This is a genomic window from Bergeyella cardium, from assembly GCF_003614945.1.
GTDB classification, from domain to species: domain Bacteria; phylum Bacteroidota; class Bacteroidia; order Flavobacteriales; family Weeksellaceae; genus Bergeyella_A; species Bergeyella_A cardium.
The window spans coordinates 992,498-1,008,611 of the sequence record NZ_QYCZ01000001.1; the positions used below are offsets into that span (position 1 = coordinate 992,498).

Sequence of the window (16,114 nt, forward strand, 5' to 3'; positions counted from 1 at the left end):
GGCCTGTATCTTCACAGCAGAGTTTAGAGCTTATATTTCTCATCATAAAAACCGTAGTGCAGTTCTCTAAAATATGCTTTGTTTTGATCACTATTTTGATTTATTTGCCCACAAAAGTAAAAAATTATAATGAAAAACCTAAGATTTTTTTGGTGAATCACTATCTTTTTCCCTTGATGAGCATCATTAATATCACAGGAATACCGAAAATAGAGCTGATAATGTTGAGCGAAAGGCTCAAAACCTCCGAGAGCGCAGAAAATACCTCCATAATGAGAACGCCTAATGCCATATTAAGCAGCCACTGATGCCAGAGCCTTGACGGGTTGTAGAGGAGCCTGCTGAAGTGGGGAATAACGATGCCAATGAACAGAATACTGCCCATAAATGCCGTAACCGACGCCGAAAGCAATGAGGTAGTGATGATGGCGAGGAATTTTAGCCTGTGGAGATTTACGCCGAGCGAAAGCGCATAGTTCTCCCCAAGGCTGATGCCCATCAGGGGCTTGATGACCCTTATGCAAAGGGCTAAACCAACTAGGGTAGTGCCACCCAAGATGAAAATTTGGCTCCCCGAGAGCTGATTATTCGCTCCAAAGCTCCAAAGGATGTAGTTTCTAAGGCTTTGGCTATCGGCGTAGAACTGCAAGAGCGAGATAACAGCCCCCGCCAGCGCAGAAACCAAAAAGCCGAAGATGATAAGGAATGATTTATCGGCAATCCTCCTTGAAAATGCGAGGAGAATGAGGAGCATTAAGACGCTACCGACAATGGCGGATAGGTTTAGAAGGTTGTTTTGAAGAAATTCTGGGAAGAGGAGGTCCTTAGAAAGAAAGATGTACAAAGCTACGGCAAGGCTCGCCACAGCGCTGATTCCCAAGACCTCCGCACCCGCAAGGGGGTTCCTGAAATATTCTTGAAGCACAAAGCCTGCAGTTGGAATCGAGACACCCGCAATAAGCACAGCGATAACCCTGTGAAAGCGAAGTACCGCAATGTCATAATTCGGGCTGTTGGTGTATAAAAAATCACTCGTAGAGAGTGAGATGAAGCCCGTATTCAGGTTGAGAAATGCCGCAAAAAAAGCAAGGGCTACTAAAACACCGTAAAATTTAGTAAAGCCCCTGCCCATTGTTTAATTTATAAAATGAAGAGATAAATTTTAATTTAAGCTGCTCATCTTTTTTACGAGGATTTCCTTAGAAACACCTCCGCCTATTTCTTCTACTTTATCGCCCTTCCTCAAAATAGTAAAGGGGATGAAGTTTCCGTCCCAAGTTTTGAAGTTGGAAGAGAAAAAGCCCTCGTTTAGCGACTCGAAGTTTAAGAGAACAGTATTTGCAGTGATGCCTTTTGTATCAGCAAAAGGGAGGACTTTAGTCTCCCAGTCGGCTTTCTCATCAAGGGACACAAAAGTGAATTTCACGGGTTTGTCTTTGTTCTCGTCCATTACCTCTTTAAAATGTGGGATTTCCTTTACACACGGTCCGCACCAAGTAGCAAAGAAGTTGGTTACATAAAGCGTGTCATTCTTAGTGCTGAGAAGCTCGGAGACCTTCTCAGGAGTGTACTCCTTTAAGCTGAGTTTCGGGCTTTCGGTAGTGGTTTCAGTTTTGTTTTCTGTGGTTTCTACTGGCGCTTCTTTTTTACAAGAAACAACCGCCAATCCTAATGCTAAGGGTAGAATAAACTTTCTCATTTCAAAAAAATCTTTAATTTTGGATATCTAATTTATCGTTTATTTTTCGAGGGCTAAAAGTAGAAAAAAATTAGCACTTAACAAAACACAAATCAAAAACCCACTTATATTGAAGATATTAAAATTCATATTCAATTTCATTCTCAACCTTTTGGAAGTGCTCCTTATTTTAATGATACTGGCAAATATGTGGGTTTTCGCACTGACCAATGGGCGTACTTATAATAAAATCTCTAAAATACCACCAAGGGAGACCGCCCTTGTGCTCGGCACTTCACCAAAGATGAAGTCTGGAATTGCCAATCCTTATTTCGTAGCGAGAATGGAGGCCGTTGCAATGCTCTATCACCACAAAAAGATAAAAAAAATCATCGTAAGTGGAGAAAAAAGTGAAGGTTATAATGAACCATTAGCGATGAAACACTACCTAATAGAGCAAGAAGGCATACCCGAAGATGTCATCATAGAAGACCCAAAAGGTTTCCGTACTCAGGCATCTATTATCAACTGTAAAAAGGTTTATCACCAGAAGAATATCATCATTGTTTCACAAGGCTTTCATAATCTCAGGGCTTTATTCTATGCCCGAAATCATCAGATGAATGCCCTTGCATTTGATGCAGAGGATGTCCTTAAAAAGGAGAATTTTTACCGAAATCAGGCACGCGAGTTTTTAGCAAAAGTAAATGCCGTAGTCTATTATTTATTAGGTTTAGAATAAAATATGAAGCCAGTAGAATTCAAAAAAGCAAAGCCAGAAGATGCACCAATGATTTGGGAAATCCTCCAACAGGCCATTCTCCGCCGAAAATCTGATGGAAGTAGCCAGTGGCAAGATGGCTATCCTAATTTTAGTACCGTAGAATCAGACCTGCAAAAGGGAGTGGGATATGTGCTCACCGAAGGAGATAAAATCATAGGCTATGCAGCACTTTGGGCAAATGATGAACCCGCTTATAAGCAGATAAAAGGTCAATGGTTGATCGGTGGAGATTTCTTAGTCGTTCATAGGGTTGCAATTTCCGATAAAGTATTAGGCAGAGGATTTGCACAAGAAATTTTTCTAAGAATAGAAGCGATTGCCCTAAAAATGAACCTCCCAAGCATACGCGTAGATACTAATGAAGATAATTTCCCAATGCTCCACATACTCCAAAAACTTAATTATACCTATTGCGGAGAAATAAAAATGAGAGGCACCCCCAGAAAAGCCTTTGAGAAACTCGTTAGCACGAGGGGCACACCGTAGCCGATGAAGCAAATAATTTTAAGTGCCTCACTGGCTACAGTGTCACGCAGTGGGTGGGGAGATTATTGATTCTTTATATTTCATAAATACAGCTTTAACATAAATTTAATAGTTTTAGTTCGGCTGTTTCCGAACTAAAATATATTTTTGCCCAAAAATTAGGTATGCCACATCTGTTTGATGTAGATAATGACCTCTGCCACCGCTTGGCAGAACTCTATCGGAAGACCTTTAACCTCTCGCCTCTCTCGGCGAAGATGTATGCCTTTCTCATCTTTGATTTTCAGGGTGAGGGGCTTTCATTTGAGGATTTTGTAGAGGTGTTTTCCGTGAGTAAGAGCTCGGTTTCTACGAGCATCAATCTGCTTTTGGATAAAAAATTAGTGGTAGATTTCTACAAAGATGATAAGCGTAAGAGATTCTTTAAAATCAATTGCGATTTCGTGAAAATCCGATTTATGGAAATTATGAGCAGGCTCAAGGAAGAACGAGAAGTTCTCATCTCTCTCATTGATTTCAGTAAGGATAAAAACCCAGACATCAGCGGAAAGATTGGTATCCACAAGGTGTTATTAGATGAGAATATCAGCAATATAGAACAGACAATAGTAAACTTATAATATATATGAATAATAGATTTTTTATCGCTGCGCTATCGGTACTCTCGATAGTATCCTGCTCTAAGCAAGAAGAGAAAAGAGCTGAAGGAGCAAAGGCGCTGCCTGTACTAAGTGCAGAGATTCAGAATGTAACCGCTTATACTGAATACCACGTCAATATACAAGGCGTAATCAATAATGATGTGCGAGCAAAGATACAGGGATATATTACCCAAGTTTTGGTAGATGAAGGTCAGTTTGTATCTGCTGGTCAGCCCTTGTTTCGTCTTGAAACCAATATGCTCAACCAAAGCGCAGATGCCTCAGAAGCAGGTATAGGAGCTGCAAAAGCATCGGTAGAGGCTGCTCGAGCGGCTGTAAGCTCTGCACAGGTAGAAGTAGATAAGCTCAGGCCTCTCGTGGCTCAAAATATTATTAGCAGCGTACAGCTACAAACCGCAGAGGCAAATCTGGCAAAGGCAAAAGCTCAGCTTTCACAAGCCGTAGCAGCTCAGCATCAAGCATCGGCAAACTACCGAAGTGTAAGAGCGAATATTGATTATTCTATCATCCGTGCACCTATTAGTGGGGTAGTGGGGAGCCTTCCATTTAAAATTGGAAGCCTTGTGGGTCCTAATGACGCTACTCCACTTACGACCGTTTCAGATACTAAGCAAGTCTATGCTTATTTCTCTATGAATGAGAAAGAATACTTAGACTTTTTGAAAGATATCCCTGGGGCAAGCGTACAGGAAAAACTCAAAAATATACCTTCCGTAGAGCTCCTCCTTGCGAATGGACAAGCCTATTCAGAAAAAGGAGTGGTGCAGACGGCTACTGGGCAGATCAATCCTACTACTGGTAGCATACAGTTTCGTGTAGCCTTTCCTAATGCACAAAAACTCATCAGCAACGGAAGTAGCGGGCGCGTAAGGATTCCTAAACTCTATAACGATGCACTCGTGATTCCTGAGGCTTCTACCTACGAACAGCAAGGGAATGTTATTGCTTTCAAGGTAGAAAATGATACTGCAAAATCTGTTATCCTTGAAGTAGAAAATCGAGTGAATAACAGGATTATCATAAAATCAGGGCTTAAAAAAGGAGATGTCATCGTAGCCTCAGGCGTTTCTACCCTCAAAACAGGAACAGCTATTAGTCCGAAGAAAGTTTCCTTCAGCAGCGTAGCAGACAGCATACAAGCAGCTTTTAAAACCCATTAATCGTGGTAAATATATCTGCAAACTCAGGCAAAAACATAAGCAATACTTACAACCAATGAGATTAAAAAAATGGTAAAAAACTTTATAAACAGACCTGTATTATCTACTGTGGTATCTATTCTTATTGTGATACTCGGTATTTTGGGTCTTACGGCGCTGCCTGTTACGCAGTATCCAGATATTGCACCGCCTACGGTAAGTGTATCGGCGAATTATACGGGTGCCAATGCAGAAACGGTACTTAAATCGGTCATCATCCCACTCGAAGAGCAGATTAATGGAGTAGAGGGGATGGATTATATCACTTCATCGGCTACGAATGATGGTGGCGCGAGCATTCAAGTATATTTCAAGCAGGGAGTAGATGCAGATATTGCTGCCGTGAATGTTCAGAATAGGGTGAATAGAGCTACACCCCTCTTGCCGAGCGAAGTTACCCGTGCGGGGGTTGTTACCCAGAAGCAACAGACTTCTGCACTGATGTATCTTTCGGTTTATTCTGAAAACCCTAAGCACGATGATGTTTTCATTCAAAATTATGTAAATATAAATGTAGTTCCTGCCATTAAAAGGATAAATGGAGTAGGAGATGCAAATGTAATGGGAGGAAAAACCTATTCTATGCGGGTATGGTTAGACCCAGATAAGCTCGCTGCTTATGGCTTGGAACCCTCAGATGTAAGTGCTGCGATAAATGACCAAAGCCGTGAAGCCGCTGCAGGTCAGCTAGGGCAAAACAGTGGTTCTGCCTTTGAGTATGTGATAAAGTATCAAGGGAAATACAGCAGTAAAGAGCAGTATGATAATATCGTTATCAAGGCTTTGGGAGGAGGGCAGTACCTTTATCTAAAAGATGTAGCAAAGGTGGAGCTCGATGCGCTTTCCTATGCTGGTTCGGCAAAGAAAGATGGGCTACCCGCAACTAGTCTTGGTATCCAGCAGACACCAGGGTCTAATGCTCAAGAGATTGCCAAAGCCGTAAAAGCCTATTTGGAAACCGCACAGAAGGACTTCCCAGAAGGGATGAATTATACGATAAACTACGATACTACGAACTTCCTCGAAGCATCGATTAATAAAGTTATAAGCACGCTGATAGAGGCATTCCTCCTTGTGTTTATAGTGGTTTATATCTTCTTACAAGACTTCCGTTCTACGCTTATTCCTGCTATTGCAGTGCCTGTTTCCATTGTGGGTTCGTTCTTCTTCCTCAATCTTTTTGGTTACTCGCTCAACCTGCTTACCCTTTTTGCTCTCGTTCTGGCGATAGGTATTGTGGTAGATGATGCAATCGTAGTGGTAGAAGCCGTACACGCAAAGATGGAGACCAACCACCACCTCAGTGCAAAGCAGGCTACTATTGAGGCGATGCACGAGATTACAGGTGCAATTATTTCCATTACATTAGTAATGGCAGCAGTTTTTATTCCCGTTACTTTTATTTCTGGTCCTACAGGGGTGTTTTATCAGCAGTTTGGGATTACCCTCATTGTCGCTATTGTGATTTCTGCTGTGAATGCTCTTAGCCTTAGTCCCGTTCTTTGTGCTTTGCTTCTAAGGCCTCACAACCCAGATGAGGATTATAAAAAGAAGAATGTAATTCAGAAGTTTTTCCACAGGTTTAATCTCGCTTTTGAAGCGGGAACCAAGCGATATGGAAAGGCGGTGAATTTTGTCTTGAAAAGAAAGTGGATTGCCGTGCTGATGATTCTAATCTCTGGCGTGCTTATCTTCTGGTCTTCTAAAACGATGAAAGGAGGTTTCGTACCCAATGAAGATATGGGGGTAGTCTTTGTAAATGTAGAGCTGCCCGTAGGTGCTTCTATTGAGCGAACGGATAAAGTACTCGCTCAGATACAAACCAAAGTAAAAAATATAGAGGGGATTAAAGGGATTTCATTCTCCTCAGGGAGAAATTTCTTCTCTGGTACGGGAAGTAATAATGGGATGGCGTTCATTATGCTTAAGGACTTTGAGGAACGGGCGAAAAACCCTGCCGAAAGCATTGAGGCGATAACGGGCAAGCTCTTCGGGGCGGTAGGAGATATCTCCGAAGCACGAATCGTTTTCTTTCAGCCTGCGGGCGTGCCTGGTTTCGGTATGAGTGCAGGTGCGGAGTTCGTCCTCCTCGATAAAGCGGGTCAGGAGATAAAGGAAATAGATAAAACCGCACAGGAATTTATGGGCGCACTGATGCAAAGACCCGAAATACAATATGCGCAAACCTCTTTTAATACCAACTATCCTCAGTATGAAATGGAGATTAATGTGCCTCGAGCTATGGAGTCTGGCGTATCGGTTAGCAGCCTGCTCTCTACGCTTCAAGGGTATATCGGAGGGCTTTACGCGGCGGACTTTACAAAATACGGAAAGCAGTTCCGAGTAATGGTACAAGCCCTGCCAGAAGATAGAAAAGATGCTTCAAGCCTCGATGGACTCTATGTAAAAACCAAAGGTGGAGAGATGGCTCCCATTTCCCAATTCGTAAGTCTTAAAAGAGTATATGGTCCTCAGTCCATCAACCGATATAACCTCTTCACTTCGGTGAAAGTTACAGGAGCGAATAACCCTGGTTTCAGTACAGGAGATGTAATTAATGTAGTGCGAGAAGTAGCAGATGAGCACCTGCCTGCAAATTATGGGATAGACTTTACTGGACTTACGAGAGAGGAAATCAATGCAGGTTCACAAACTATCGTAATTTTTATGCTCAGTTTGGTGTTTGTATACTTCATCCTTTCGGCGCAGTATGAGTCTTATATCGTACCGCTTTCGGTGATTATCTCCCTCCCTCTCGGTGTGATGGGGGCGTTCATCGGGCAGAAGTTTGCCGGCTTGGAAAACAATATCTACTTCCAGATTGCACTGATTATGCTCGTCGGCCTATTGGCAAAGAACGCTATCCTTATCGTAGAATTTGCCTTGCAAAGAAGAAGACACGGCGAGAGGCTTGCCATCTCTGCCATTAATGCAGCAAAAGCGAGGATAAGACCGATATTAATGACTTCTCTTGCATTTATCGTAGGGCTAATGCCTCTCGTACTCGCTAATGGAATCGGTGCAGTGGGGAACCGCTCAATCGCGACAGGTGCAGCTATTGGATTGCTCATAGGTACCGTTCTCGGATTAATTGTAATCCCTGTGCTCTATGTCGTTTTCCAATGGATACAGGAGAAAATTTCCCCTTTAAAGAAAGAAGAGCAGGTACACCTCTCTGAATAATAAACTCAATGATAATTAAAGAATATGAATAACACTATCATCACCATACTAACAGCAGTGCTTATAACCTCCTGCGCAGCAAGGCAGGAGTACAAACAGCCCACTGAAGTTGCCACTGAAAACCTCTTCCGAACCGATAGCCTTACCCTAAAAGGCAGTAGTATTGAAAGTACGGAAACCAGCATTGCTACTACCCCTTGGAAGGAAATCTTCACCGATAGCCATCTCCAAAACCTTATAAGCAAAGGTTTGGAAAATAATTTAGATGTGCTTACCGCAGTGCAGAATATTGCTTCCGCAGAGGCATACTTAAAGCAATACAAGGCAAGCGTATATGAGCCTACGCTCTCCCTCGTTGCAAATTTTAGCTACCAGACGCCTTCCCTTAATTCAGCTTCTGGGCAGGGGAGGGATAGGACTTATCTTCGGCAGTATGACCTCACTGCAAGTCTCAGCTGGGAGGCAGATATCTGGGGCAAGCTCAATGCACAAAAGAAAGCACAGCTCGCTACCTACCTGAGTACCGTTGCAGCCCAGCAGGCGGTAAAGAGTACTTTGGTAGCATCATTGGCAACGGCATACTTCCAGCTCCTTACCTATGACAAGCAAAAGCAAATCATTGAGCAGACTATTGAGCTTCGCCAAAAGAATTTAGAGACCACCAAAGCGCTGAAATCTGCAGGCTCCCTCACCGAAGTTGCCGTAAAACAAAGCGAAGCCTTAGTTTATAATGCTCAGGCATCGCTCATCAGTATAGAAAATCAAATTGTGCAGTTGGAAAATTCCATCTCTCTCCTCCTCGGGGAAGCGCCTCATAAAATAGAGCGAGGGAGTATAGACGAGCAGGTTTTAAACATTAATACATCGCTCGGCTACCCAAGCCATCTGCTTACCCATCGCCCAGATGTAAGAAAAGCGGAGCTCGACCTTAGGGCAGCCTTTGAGCTGACCAATGTAGCCAATGCACAGTTCTACCCGAGCCTTAAAATCACCGCAAACGGAGGGCTTCAATCATTAGACATAGATAAGCTCTTTAGCACCAATTCCCTTTTTGCGAGCATCATTGCCGGTCTTACCCAGCCTTTGCTCAACAAAAGACAGATACGCACCAATTATGAAGTGAGCCTCGCCAATAAAGAAAAAGCCTACCTCGCCTTCCGCAAGGCAGTCCTCACCGCAGGAAAGGAAGTCTCCGATGCGCTAAAAATCTATTCCTCACAAGAGGAGTTCATCAGCTTAAAGAAAAAGGAGCTCGAAGCCTATACTCATTCCGTAGATTACTCCCGCGAGCTTGTGAATTACGGTATGGCAAATTACTTAGAAGTCCTCAACGCTGATGTAAATAAACTCAATGCCGAGCTCAATATCCTCAATGCTCAATACATAAAACTACAATCTGGCGTAGAACTCTACCGCGCTCTCGGCGCCCACTAACTTAAAAACTCCATCGTTTGGGTCAGAGACCCCATTTTTGGGTTAAAAACCCGAACGATTAGGTCAAAGACCGGAAATTTTGGGTCAGAGACCCCATCGTTTAGGTTAAGAACCGGAACGATTAGGTTGGTTACCGTATTCAATTAGGTTCCAGACCTAAAATTTTAGGTTAAGAACCTAAAAATTGATAAAAAATAGCCTATTTTTTTATTAAAATGATAATTAGCGGTTGGCTACTGGCGATTAGCTAATAGCTATTTGCCAAAAGCCATAATCCAGTGGGGTCGGAGACAAATTAGAAATAAAAAATCCTCCTCAGATATTTCTGAGGAGGATTTAATTTGTAAATAATCAATTATTTCTTAGCCAGCACAGATACGAGGACTTTAATCTCGTCTTTAATTACTTTATCTGCTGCAAGGTCTTTAATTACAGAACCAGAGTTATAGTTTACATTCCACTTTGTTCTGTCGATTATAATTTCATCAGAAACGAGGCTTGCATTATCTCCATCTACCTTCACTTGAGCAGTAAATTTAATAGGGTTGGTCTTATCTTTTATCGTGAGATTACCTTCTACCACTTGCTTACCGTTCTCTTCTGCCACGCTTGTAATTTCAAAAGTCGCGGTTGGGTATTGGGTTACATTAAAGAAATGATCTGCTTTTTCTTTGTCCTCAGCGGTGCCTTTGAGGTGTCCGTCGAGCATTGTTTTCATTTCAGGGTCGTCTTTAATGTCTGTACTCTCGATGGTATTCATATCCAAAACGAATTTACCACCCACTACTTTTCCGTCTTTTACAAGAACTTCCCCTTCTTTAAAGTTGATGAATCCAGAGTGTTTATCACCAGAGATTTTACCTCCTTCCCAGTCGAGTTTTGAATCTGCTGGCTGAACTGCAAACGCCTCAGCGCCTTCTACTGCTGGAGCATCAGAATTAGATACTGCCGTGGAATCTACCGTATCTTCTGTAGCGGAAGCTTCCTTTTTACAAGATGTAAGCACAAGAGCCGTAAGGGCAAATACCATTAAAATGCTTTTTTTCATAATAGTTAAATTTAAAATTTAGTTGCCAAAGATATAAGTTTTTCTGAAACATCCAAATTTTCTGTATAGAATGCAGGGAATAACTTTCATTAATCATTCATTAAAAGGGGCTTTATTTTATCAGTTTTTGATATTTATTTGCTCAGTATAGGAAAAAGGTATATTTTTGCCCCCGAATTATTAAAAAACAACATTATGAATCATTATGAAACTGTTTTCATTTTAACTCCCGTTCTATCTGACGCACAGGTGGAGGAAGCAGTAAAGAAATTTGAAAACTTCTTAACCGAAAGAAACTGCGAAATCGTAGCTAAAGAAAACTGGGGGCTTAAAAAATTAGCGTATCCTATTCAATTAAAGAAAAATGGTTTTTATACCTTAATTGAATTTAAAGGAGAAGGAAGCATCGTTGCAGATTTAGAAACTGCTTTCAAACGAGATGAGAGAGTCATCCGTTACCTCACTACTAAACTGGACAAACACGCAGTAGAGTATGCTGTAACGAGAAGAGCAAAACTAAAATCTGCAAAAGCGTAATCATTAACCCTTAAAAAAATTAAAGAAATGGCAATAGACGAAATGGCACAACAAGCCGCAGCAGGAGGAGAATCTGAAGTAAAATTCCTTACTCCGCTTGATATCAATACTAAAACTGAAAAGAAATACTGCCGATTTAAAAAATACGGTATTAAGCATATAGATTATAAAGATGCTGACTTTCTTCTTCAGTTCGTAAATGAGCAAGGGAAAATACTCCCAAGAAGATACACAGGTACCTCTCTTAAATACCAAAGAAAAGTAGCTGCTGCTATAAAAAGAGCAAGACACCTTGCACTTCTACCGTATGTAGCAGACCTTTTAAAGTAATACAAAATCAAATAAAAGAAACAAGCTGCTCGAGGCCTGTTTCTTTTGTTGCTGAATTAAATAAAATTAAATTCTAACTGTTTTTAGACCTATCTAAAAATTAAAAAACAAGACAACAACAAAATGGAAATTATTCTAAAAAAAGATGTAGAAAACTTAGGACTTGAGTTTGATACTGTAAGCGTAAAACCAGGCTATGCAAGAAACTTCCTTATCCCGCAAGGATATGCAGTTCTCGCTACACCTAAAAACAAAGCAGTTCTTGCAGAAACATTAGAAGCAAGAAAAGAAGAGGAAGCAAAATTAGTTGCCGCTGCTAATGCAAAAGTAGAGCAACTGAAAAAAGTTTCTGTTACCATCGCTGCGAAAGTAGGTTCAGGAGACAAGCTCTTCGGTTCTATCAATAATGCAAACCTTGCTGAAGAATTAGCAAAAGCAGGAGTAGAAATCGATAGAAAATACATTAAAATCCCTGGAAATACAATTAAGAGAACAGGTAAATTCTCTGCTCTTATCAGACTTCACAGAGATGTAGAGTATACTTATGAGTTTGACATCGTTTCCGATGCTCCAGTTGAAGCTCCTAAAAAAGAAGAAGCTAAATCTGAAGAAAACTAATCTAAGTAAGAGATAAATAAAAAGACACTTCATCAAATGGAGTGTCTTTCTTTTTTTATGCTTTCTTATGGATGTATCGCGAGAGTTTAATCCCCAAATCCGTCCAAACGATTTTAGCATTTCCGTTTCGGGTAAGGTGCAGATTGGCTTCGCTTATTTCTTCGAGTATAGCTTCTATATTTGCTCCGTGAATAAATTCTGAAAATTTCTCCCAGTTAAATTTTTCATCTATCCGCTTATAAACAAGCCCTTCACTACTATAATTCTGAAGCATTGCAAGGCGGAAAATCTCAGTGCAATATTCTAAAAACTGCTTTTGTTTCTCCTTATTCCAAAGGCTTATCTCAGATGCCCAGTGGATAATCTCCCTAAGGTATTGAGGCTTTTTCTTTACTTGAAAAGCATCTCTCACCCATTTCACAAAATAATGTTCAAACTCCTCATCAGAATGGGTATGCTCTAAAAGTTTAACGGCAGTATTCCAATTCCCTTGCGCTTGGTAGATAATGGCTTCTACTTGCCGCTCATCTAAGCTGGCGCTATGCAGCAGTGCTTCTTTTATATCCTCATCTTTTATACGGGGTACATCGTAGATTTGAGTTCGGGAGAGAATCGTTTGTAGAAAGCTGTCCTGAGATTCAGAGGTGAGGATAATAATCGTTTTTTTAGGAGGTTCTTCTAAAAGTTTTAAGAATTTATTAGAAGCCTGCACATTCATTTTATCGGCTCGCCAGATGACGAGTATTTTATACCCTCCTTCGTAGCTTTTAAGCATTAGTTTAGAGGTAAGCTCCTCGATTTCGTCTACGGAAATAAAGAGTTGTTTATTTTCAGAGTCGAGTTCGTTTGACCAGTCTTCATAATCAAAATAAGGATTCCTCTGTGCTAATTCCCTAAACTGAGGAATAAAGTTTTTGCTTAGGCTTTTACCAGAAACGGAATAAGTAGGAAAGCTGAAATGCAAATCGAGATGAGAAAGGTGGTCTATTTTTGAGCCAGAATCTGGATTTTCATTAATGAAAATCTCTTTACAAAATGCTAAAACCAAAGGCAGAACTCCGTAGCCTTCATTACCTGTGAAGAGGAGTGCGTGCCCCACTCGGTTGTCTTTTATACTTTGCTGAAGCTGAGTTTTCAGGTCATTTTGCCCGATAATACTATCCCAATTCATAGTCCCAAAAGTAAGGATTATTTTAGAATTGATGGGCTCTGTGGGGCTTATTTCTTAATCAAAAATCTGCTTTACCACATCTAATGATTCAGGTTCTCGGAAGTTCGGGATATGATGCTGATAATAAATGATAATACTTTCGAGTAAATTTCGTCGCTCAGAAGAGGGGATAGAAAAATCATACGGCATATCTGATTGCAACACCCCTTTCCAGATTCTAGAAATCTCTGCACCGAAGTATTTATTATACATCGCATTTGTAAACCGCCCTTCTTCGGGGTTGAGAAAATCGCCTTCGCTTATATAAGGGCTCGCACCTAAGTTTTTTAGAAAATTTATCATAAAAATAAGGTGGCACTGATGGTCTTTGGCTTCTATTTTCGTTCTCAGCTCGCTTATTTGCTCATAAAGATAGTCGGAGGGCGTTTCATTTTTTAGAATAATATTCAAAAAATCGGCAACAAAAAGCACGATGGACATAGCGCTGAAATCTTCATTACAATCTAAAATCCAGCAAGGCTCTACCGAAGAAATCGTCTTTAAAACATTGGATTTCTGCTGATGATTTATCTTAAAATACAGCTCATTTAATGGGCTTAGATACGGCTTTTTCTTATTTTTCTTTGCATAGATATTCTTCACAAAGAGGCTCATAAAGCCCTGTTCTTTGGTAAAGCAGTTGAGTACAGCATCTTGCTCGCCATACTTTATTGCCGAAAGCATAAATCCAGTGCATATTTCCATCGGAGGGGGGTAATTGAATTAAGGGTTCCAAAAATAGTTTTTTTTATCATTTCTCAGCAAAAATCCTTGCATTTGTACTATATTCATCAGGGTTTTGCTAGTGATAGCCGATTGTTTATATTTGCATCCGTAAAACTCCAATATGAAAAGAATATTCGCTTGCACCCTTGCAATTTCCCTCAGTCTAGCGTCTTGCAATAGAGATGATGACGATAGAGAGACCACAAAAGAAGTAGAAACCCTTGCAGAGCAAAATGCAAATGATGACCAAGCCATTGCTAAGTATCTCGACGAGCATTATCTCGATGCCCAAGGGCTCATCAAGGCTTTCAGCGCCACAGATACTTCAGATGATAATGAAACCAAGCTCTCTGCCCTCAACCCACAAACCCTTCCAAGTGGCGTAGTTTATATCGTAAGGCAAGGCGCACAGCCAGCGAGCGGAACTCCCATTGGCGAGACGGATGTAATCCACTTAATGACAAAAACCACGACCTTCCTCTCTCGCAGAAAAGACGATGGAACGATGTCCTACGGCTCCGAGGGTACATTCATCAATACCATAGATAATTTTGGCACGCCCGATAAAGACCCCTACTATTATTATGTGAAAAAATCTGTGCTCGATAAGGCGAGCAGCGATATCCAAAAGCAACGAAGCTATTACGAAATCGAGGGCTTTAAAGAGGCGCTAAAGCATTTCCAAGCATTTGACCAGGAAGATTCTGCGCCCTACAATCTTCAAGGGGTGATTATCGTCCCTTCTCGTGCGGCCTACGCCAGAGACCTCCACTATCCGAATAATATCTACCGAAACCGAAGTTTTGTATTCAACTTCCAAGTCTATAAATCTAAGGCGCGAACTTCGGCGGAGGAATAATATCTTAACAGGTGAGATGATTACTCTCTGTATAACAAATATTTATAGCATATATCCAGATGATATATGCTATTTTTTTAGTGAATTTTTTAGACATCAAATATAAATGAAAGACTTATCAGTATATTTTAATATTTAAAAAAATTAATTCTTTTTAGTAAGTGAGGATTCGTCTATCCATCGCTCTTTTGTATTGAGATCGAGAAGGTAGAGGATTTGCTTTTGCTCAGCCAGTAGGAGAGCTTTGGTGAGGGGGACAGATAGTGGTTTGGATTCTTGCTTATCCAGCCTTATAGAGATTAGATTTTTATTTGTCCTTACCATATCACCAGTAAAGATTTTAGAGGTAGTTTCTCCAGTTTTTTTATCATCAAAAACCTCTACCATTGTTACCAAATTACCTTTTAAGATGATAAAATTTCGTTCTGTATACTCATCAAAGTCTTTTATGAGGACGAATTTTTTATCGCTAATGTTTACATCAGTTTTAGCTATACGGAGACCTTTTTTAGCTTCAAGTATGGAGAGCAACTCATCAAGTCTGGAAGATTGTGCCTGAGCAGAGAGGCTTGCAAGTAAAATAAACAGAAAAGCAAGAGGTTTTCTCATTCTATTATTTTTTGCAATGATAAATATTTTTTGTATCATTACACAAAATTTTTATACTAAAATCAATCACCATAGAAACGAGTTATCAATGAAGAGAAAAATATTTATTCCTACCGCTTTGGGTATATTTTTTATGAGCTTAATTTCCTGCAAAAAGGAACAAATTCTCACCGAGAAATCAGAAGATAATCTTACCGATACTGCCTCTGTTGAGCACCTTGCGATAGATACAGCTACCTCTGCAATAGAGTGGAAGGGATTTAAGGTTTTCAAAACCGATAATATGAGCCATTTTGGTACGCTTAAATTCTTAGAAGGAGAGATAAAATTTAAGGATAATAAAGTAAAGGGAGGTGTATTCAGTGCAAATATGAAGACGCTGAAAAACACAGATCTCATTACAGATGAAGAGGGTAAAGCACAGCTGGAGGCTCATTTGAAATCCGATGATTTCTTTGCGGTGGAAAAATTCAGCACAGCGACTTATGAAATCACTAAACTAACGCCAACTGAAGGTGGAGACTATAATACCATACTCGAAGGGAAGATGACTATAAAAGGAATTACAAAACCTGTCAGTTTAAAGGCAAATATCATCATTGATGAAAGCTCGGTATCCATTTACTCTGAGCCTACCGAAATTAATAGGAAAGACTTTGGAGTAAGTTTTCAGTCGCCCGCAAAAGATCAGATAATAAAAGATGTAATGGAAATACAAATCGCCATAAAAGCACCTAAGAAATAAACAAAA

Annotated in this window: 17 protein-coding genes; 11 read left to right on the plus strand and 6 right to left on the minus strand. The window is 40.5% G+C overall.

The genetic code is table 11. The features are described from left to right. Positions 1 to 160 precede the first annotated feature (160 nt). Positions 161 to 1,132, minus strand: coding sequence for an iron chelate uptake ABC transporter family permease subunit (locus D8991_RS04565; protein ID WP_120488990.1), 972 nt, complete (start codon positions 1,130 to 1,132; stop codon positions 161 to 163). Positions 1,133 to 1,162: 30 nt separating this feature from the next. Then, the gene (locus D8991_RS04570; RefSeq protein ID WP_120488991.1) at positions 1,163 to 1,699 is read right to left on the minus strand and encodes a TlpA family protein disulfide reductase; all 537 of its coding nucleotides are present in this window, start codon (positions 1,697 to 1,699) and stop codon (positions 1,163 to 1,165) included. Between the two features lie 109 nt (positions 1,700 to 1,808). On the opposite strand from D8991_RS04570, the gene D8991_RS04575 reads away from it, so the two are divergent. The 6 genes from D8991_RS04575 to D8991_RS04600 all read left to right on the plus strand — a co-directional run bounded on the left by D8991_RS04575 (position 1,809) and on the right by D8991_RS04600 (position 9,426). Continuing rightward, on the plus strand, positions 1,809 to 2,420 hold the full coding sequence (locus D8991_RS04575; protein WP_120488992.1) for a SanA/YdcF family protein: 612 nt from the start codon (positions 1,809 to 1,811) through the stop codon (positions 2,418 to 2,420). A 3-nt stretch (positions 2,421 to 2,423) separates the two neighbouring features. Continuing rightward, positions 2,424 to 2,948 carry a GNAT family N-acetyltransferase gene (locus D8991_RS04580; RefSeq protein WP_120488993.1) on the plus strand — a complete coding sequence of 175 codons (525 nt, stop codon included), beginning with the start codon at positions 2,424 to 2,426 and terminating at the stop codon, positions 2,946 to 2,948. A 164-nt stretch (positions 2,949 to 3,112) separates the two neighbouring features. Next, positions 3,113 to 3,568, plus strand: coding sequence for a transcriptional regulator (locus D8991_RS04585; RefSeq protein WP_120488994.1), 456 nt, complete (start codon positions 3,113 to 3,115; stop codon positions 3,566 to 3,568). A gap of 5 nt (positions 3,569 to 3,573) precedes the next feature. Beyond that, a complete protein-coding gene (locus tag D8991_RS04590) occupies positions 3,574 to 4,770 on the plus strand; it encodes an efflux RND transporter periplasmic adaptor subunit (protein WP_120488995.1) in 1,197 nt (398 codons plus the stop codon). A gap of 69 nt (positions 4,771 to 4,839) precedes the next feature. Continuing rightward, on the plus strand, positions 4,840 to 7,992 hold the full coding sequence (locus D8991_RS04595) for an efflux RND transporter permease subunit (RefSeq protein WP_120488996.1): 3,153 nt from the start codon (positions 4,840 to 4,842) through the stop codon (positions 7,990 to 7,992). A 24-nt stretch (positions 7,993 to 8,016) separates the two neighbouring features. Continuing rightward, positions 8,017 to 9,426, plus strand: coding sequence for an efflux transporter outer membrane subunit (locus tag D8991_RS04600; RefSeq protein WP_120488997.1), 1,410 nt, complete (start codon positions 8,017 to 8,019; stop codon positions 9,424 to 9,426). Between the two features lie 355 nt (positions 9,427 to 9,781). On the opposite strand, the gene D8991_RS04605 is transcribed toward D8991_RS04600, so the two are convergent. Continuing rightward, positions 9,782 to 10,474, minus strand: coding sequence for a YceI family protein (locus tag D8991_RS04605; RefSeq protein WP_120488998.1), 693 nt, complete (start codon positions 10,472 to 10,474; stop codon positions 9,782 to 9,784). A gap of 195 nt (positions 10,475 to 10,669) precedes the next feature. Between D8991_RS04605 and rpsF the strand changes: the two genes are divergently transcribed. The 3 genes from rpsF to rplI all read left to right on the plus strand — a co-directional run bounded on the left by rpsF (position 10,670) and on the right by rplI (position 11,959). Beyond that, complete coding sequence (gene rpsF / locus D8991_RS04610) at positions 10,670 to 11,011, plus strand: 30S ribosomal protein S6 (RefSeq protein ID WP_120488999.1); 342 nt, start codon at positions 10,670 to 10,672, stop codon at positions 11,009 to 11,011. A gap of 27 nt (positions 11,012 to 11,038) precedes the next feature. Next, entirely contained in the window at positions 11,039 to 11,341 is a 303-nt protein-coding gene (gene rpsR, locus D8991_RS04615; protein ID WP_120489000.1) for a 30S ribosomal protein S18, read from the plus strand. Positions 11,342 to 11,464: 123 nt separating this feature from the next. Further along, entirely contained in the window at positions 11,465 to 11,959 is a 495-nt protein-coding gene (rplI, locus tag D8991_RS04620) for a 50S ribosomal protein L9 (protein WP_120489001.1), read from the plus strand. 55 nt (positions 11,960 to 12,014) lie between these two features. Here the strand turns inward: rplI and D8991_RS04625 are convergent, their stop codons facing one another. After that, entirely contained in the window at positions 12,015 to 13,130 is a 1,116-nt protein-coding gene (locus D8991_RS04625; protein ID WP_120489002.1) for a DNA polymerase III subunit, read from the minus strand. A gap of 54 nt (positions 13,131 to 13,184) precedes the next feature. Then, positions 13,185 to 13,874, minus strand: coding sequence for a DNA repair protein RecO (gene recO / locus D8991_RS04630; RefSeq protein ID WP_120489003.1), 690 nt, complete (start codon positions 13,872 to 13,874; stop codon positions 13,185 to 13,187). A 142-nt stretch (positions 13,875 to 14,016) separates the two neighbouring features. On the opposite strand from recO, the gene D8991_RS04635 reads away from it, so the two are divergent. Continuing rightward, complete coding sequence (locus D8991_RS04635; protein ID WP_120489004.1) at positions 14,017 to 14,754, plus strand: hypothetical protein; 738 nt, start codon at positions 14,017 to 14,019, stop codon at positions 14,752 to 14,754. Positions 14,755 to 14,898: 144 nt separating this feature from the next. On the opposite strand, the gene D8991_RS04640 is transcribed toward D8991_RS04635, so the two are convergent. Next, positions 14,899 to 15,402, minus strand: a complete 504-nt coding sequence (locus D8991_RS04640) for a hypothetical protein (protein WP_245957177.1) — start codon at positions 15,400 to 15,402, stop codon at positions 14,899 to 14,901. Positions 15,403 to 15,451: 49 nt separating this feature from the next. Between D8991_RS04640 and D8991_RS04645 the strand changes: the two genes are divergently transcribed. Next, positions 15,452 to 16,108, plus strand: coding sequence for a YceI family protein (locus D8991_RS04645; RefSeq protein ID WP_120489698.1), 657 nt, complete (start codon positions 15,452 to 15,454; stop codon positions 16,106 to 16,108). Positions 16,109 to 16,114 lie beyond the last annotated feature (6 nt).

Coding starts and splice junctions, on each gene's coding strand:
- D8991_RS04645 (WP_120489698.1), top strand. CDS start 15,452: ATGAAGAGAAAAATATTTATTCCTACCGCTTTGGGTATATTTTTTATG.
- D8991_RS04640 (WP_245957177.1), bottom strand. CDS start 15,402: ATGATACAAAAAATATTTATCATTGCAAAAAATAATAGAATGAGAAAA.
- rpsF (WP_120488999.1), top strand. CDS start 10,670: ATGAATCATTATGAAACTGTTTTCATTTTAACTCCCGTTCTATCTGAC.
- D8991_RS04605 (WP_120488998.1), bottom strand. CDS start 10,474: ATGAAAAAAAGCATTTTAATGGTATTTGCCCTTACGGCTCTTGTGCTT.
- D8991_RS04625 (WP_120489002.1), bottom strand. CDS start 13,130: ATGAATTGGGATAGTATTATCGGGCAAAATGACCTGAAAACTCAGCTT.
- D8991_RS04635 (WP_120489004.1), top strand. CDS start 14,017: ATGAAAAGAATATTCGCTTGCACCCTTGCAATTTCCCTCAGTCTAGCG.
- D8991_RS04590 (WP_120488995.1), top strand. CDS start 3,574: ATGAATAATAGATTTTTTATCGCTGCGCTATCGGTACTCTCGATAGTA.
- D8991_RS04585 (WP_120488994.1), top strand. CDS start 3,113: ATGCCACATCTGTTTGATGTAGATAATGACCTCTGCCACCGCTTGGCA.
- rplI (WP_120489001.1), top strand. CDS start 11,465: ATGGAAATTATTCTAAAAAAAGATGTAGAAAACTTAGGACTTGAGTTT.
- D8991_RS04570 (WP_120488991.1), bottom strand. CDS start 1,699: ATGAGAAAGTTTATTCTACCCTTAGCATTAGGATTGGCGGTTGTTTCT.
- D8991_RS04595 (WP_120488996.1), top strand. CDS start 4,840: ATGGTAAAAAACTTTATAAACAGACCTGTATTATCTACTGTGGTATCT.
- D8991_RS04565 (WP_120488990.1), bottom strand. CDS start 1,132: ATGGGCAGGGGCTTTACTAAATTTTACGGTGTTTTAGTAGCCCTTGCT.
- D8991_RS04600 (WP_120488997.1), top strand. CDS start 8,017: ATGAATAACACTATCATCACCATACTAACAGCAGTGCTTATAACCTCC.
- rpsR (WP_120489000.1), top strand. CDS start 11,039: ATGGCAATAGACGAAATGGCACAACAAGCCGCAGCAGGAGGAGAATCT.
- D8991_RS04580 (WP_120488993.1), top strand. CDS start 2,424: ATGAAGCCAGTAGAATTCAAAAAAGCAAAGCCAGAAGATGCACCAATG.
- recO (WP_120489003.1), bottom strand. CDS start 13,874: ATGGAAATATGCACTGGATTTATGCTTTCGGCAATAAAGTATGGCGAG.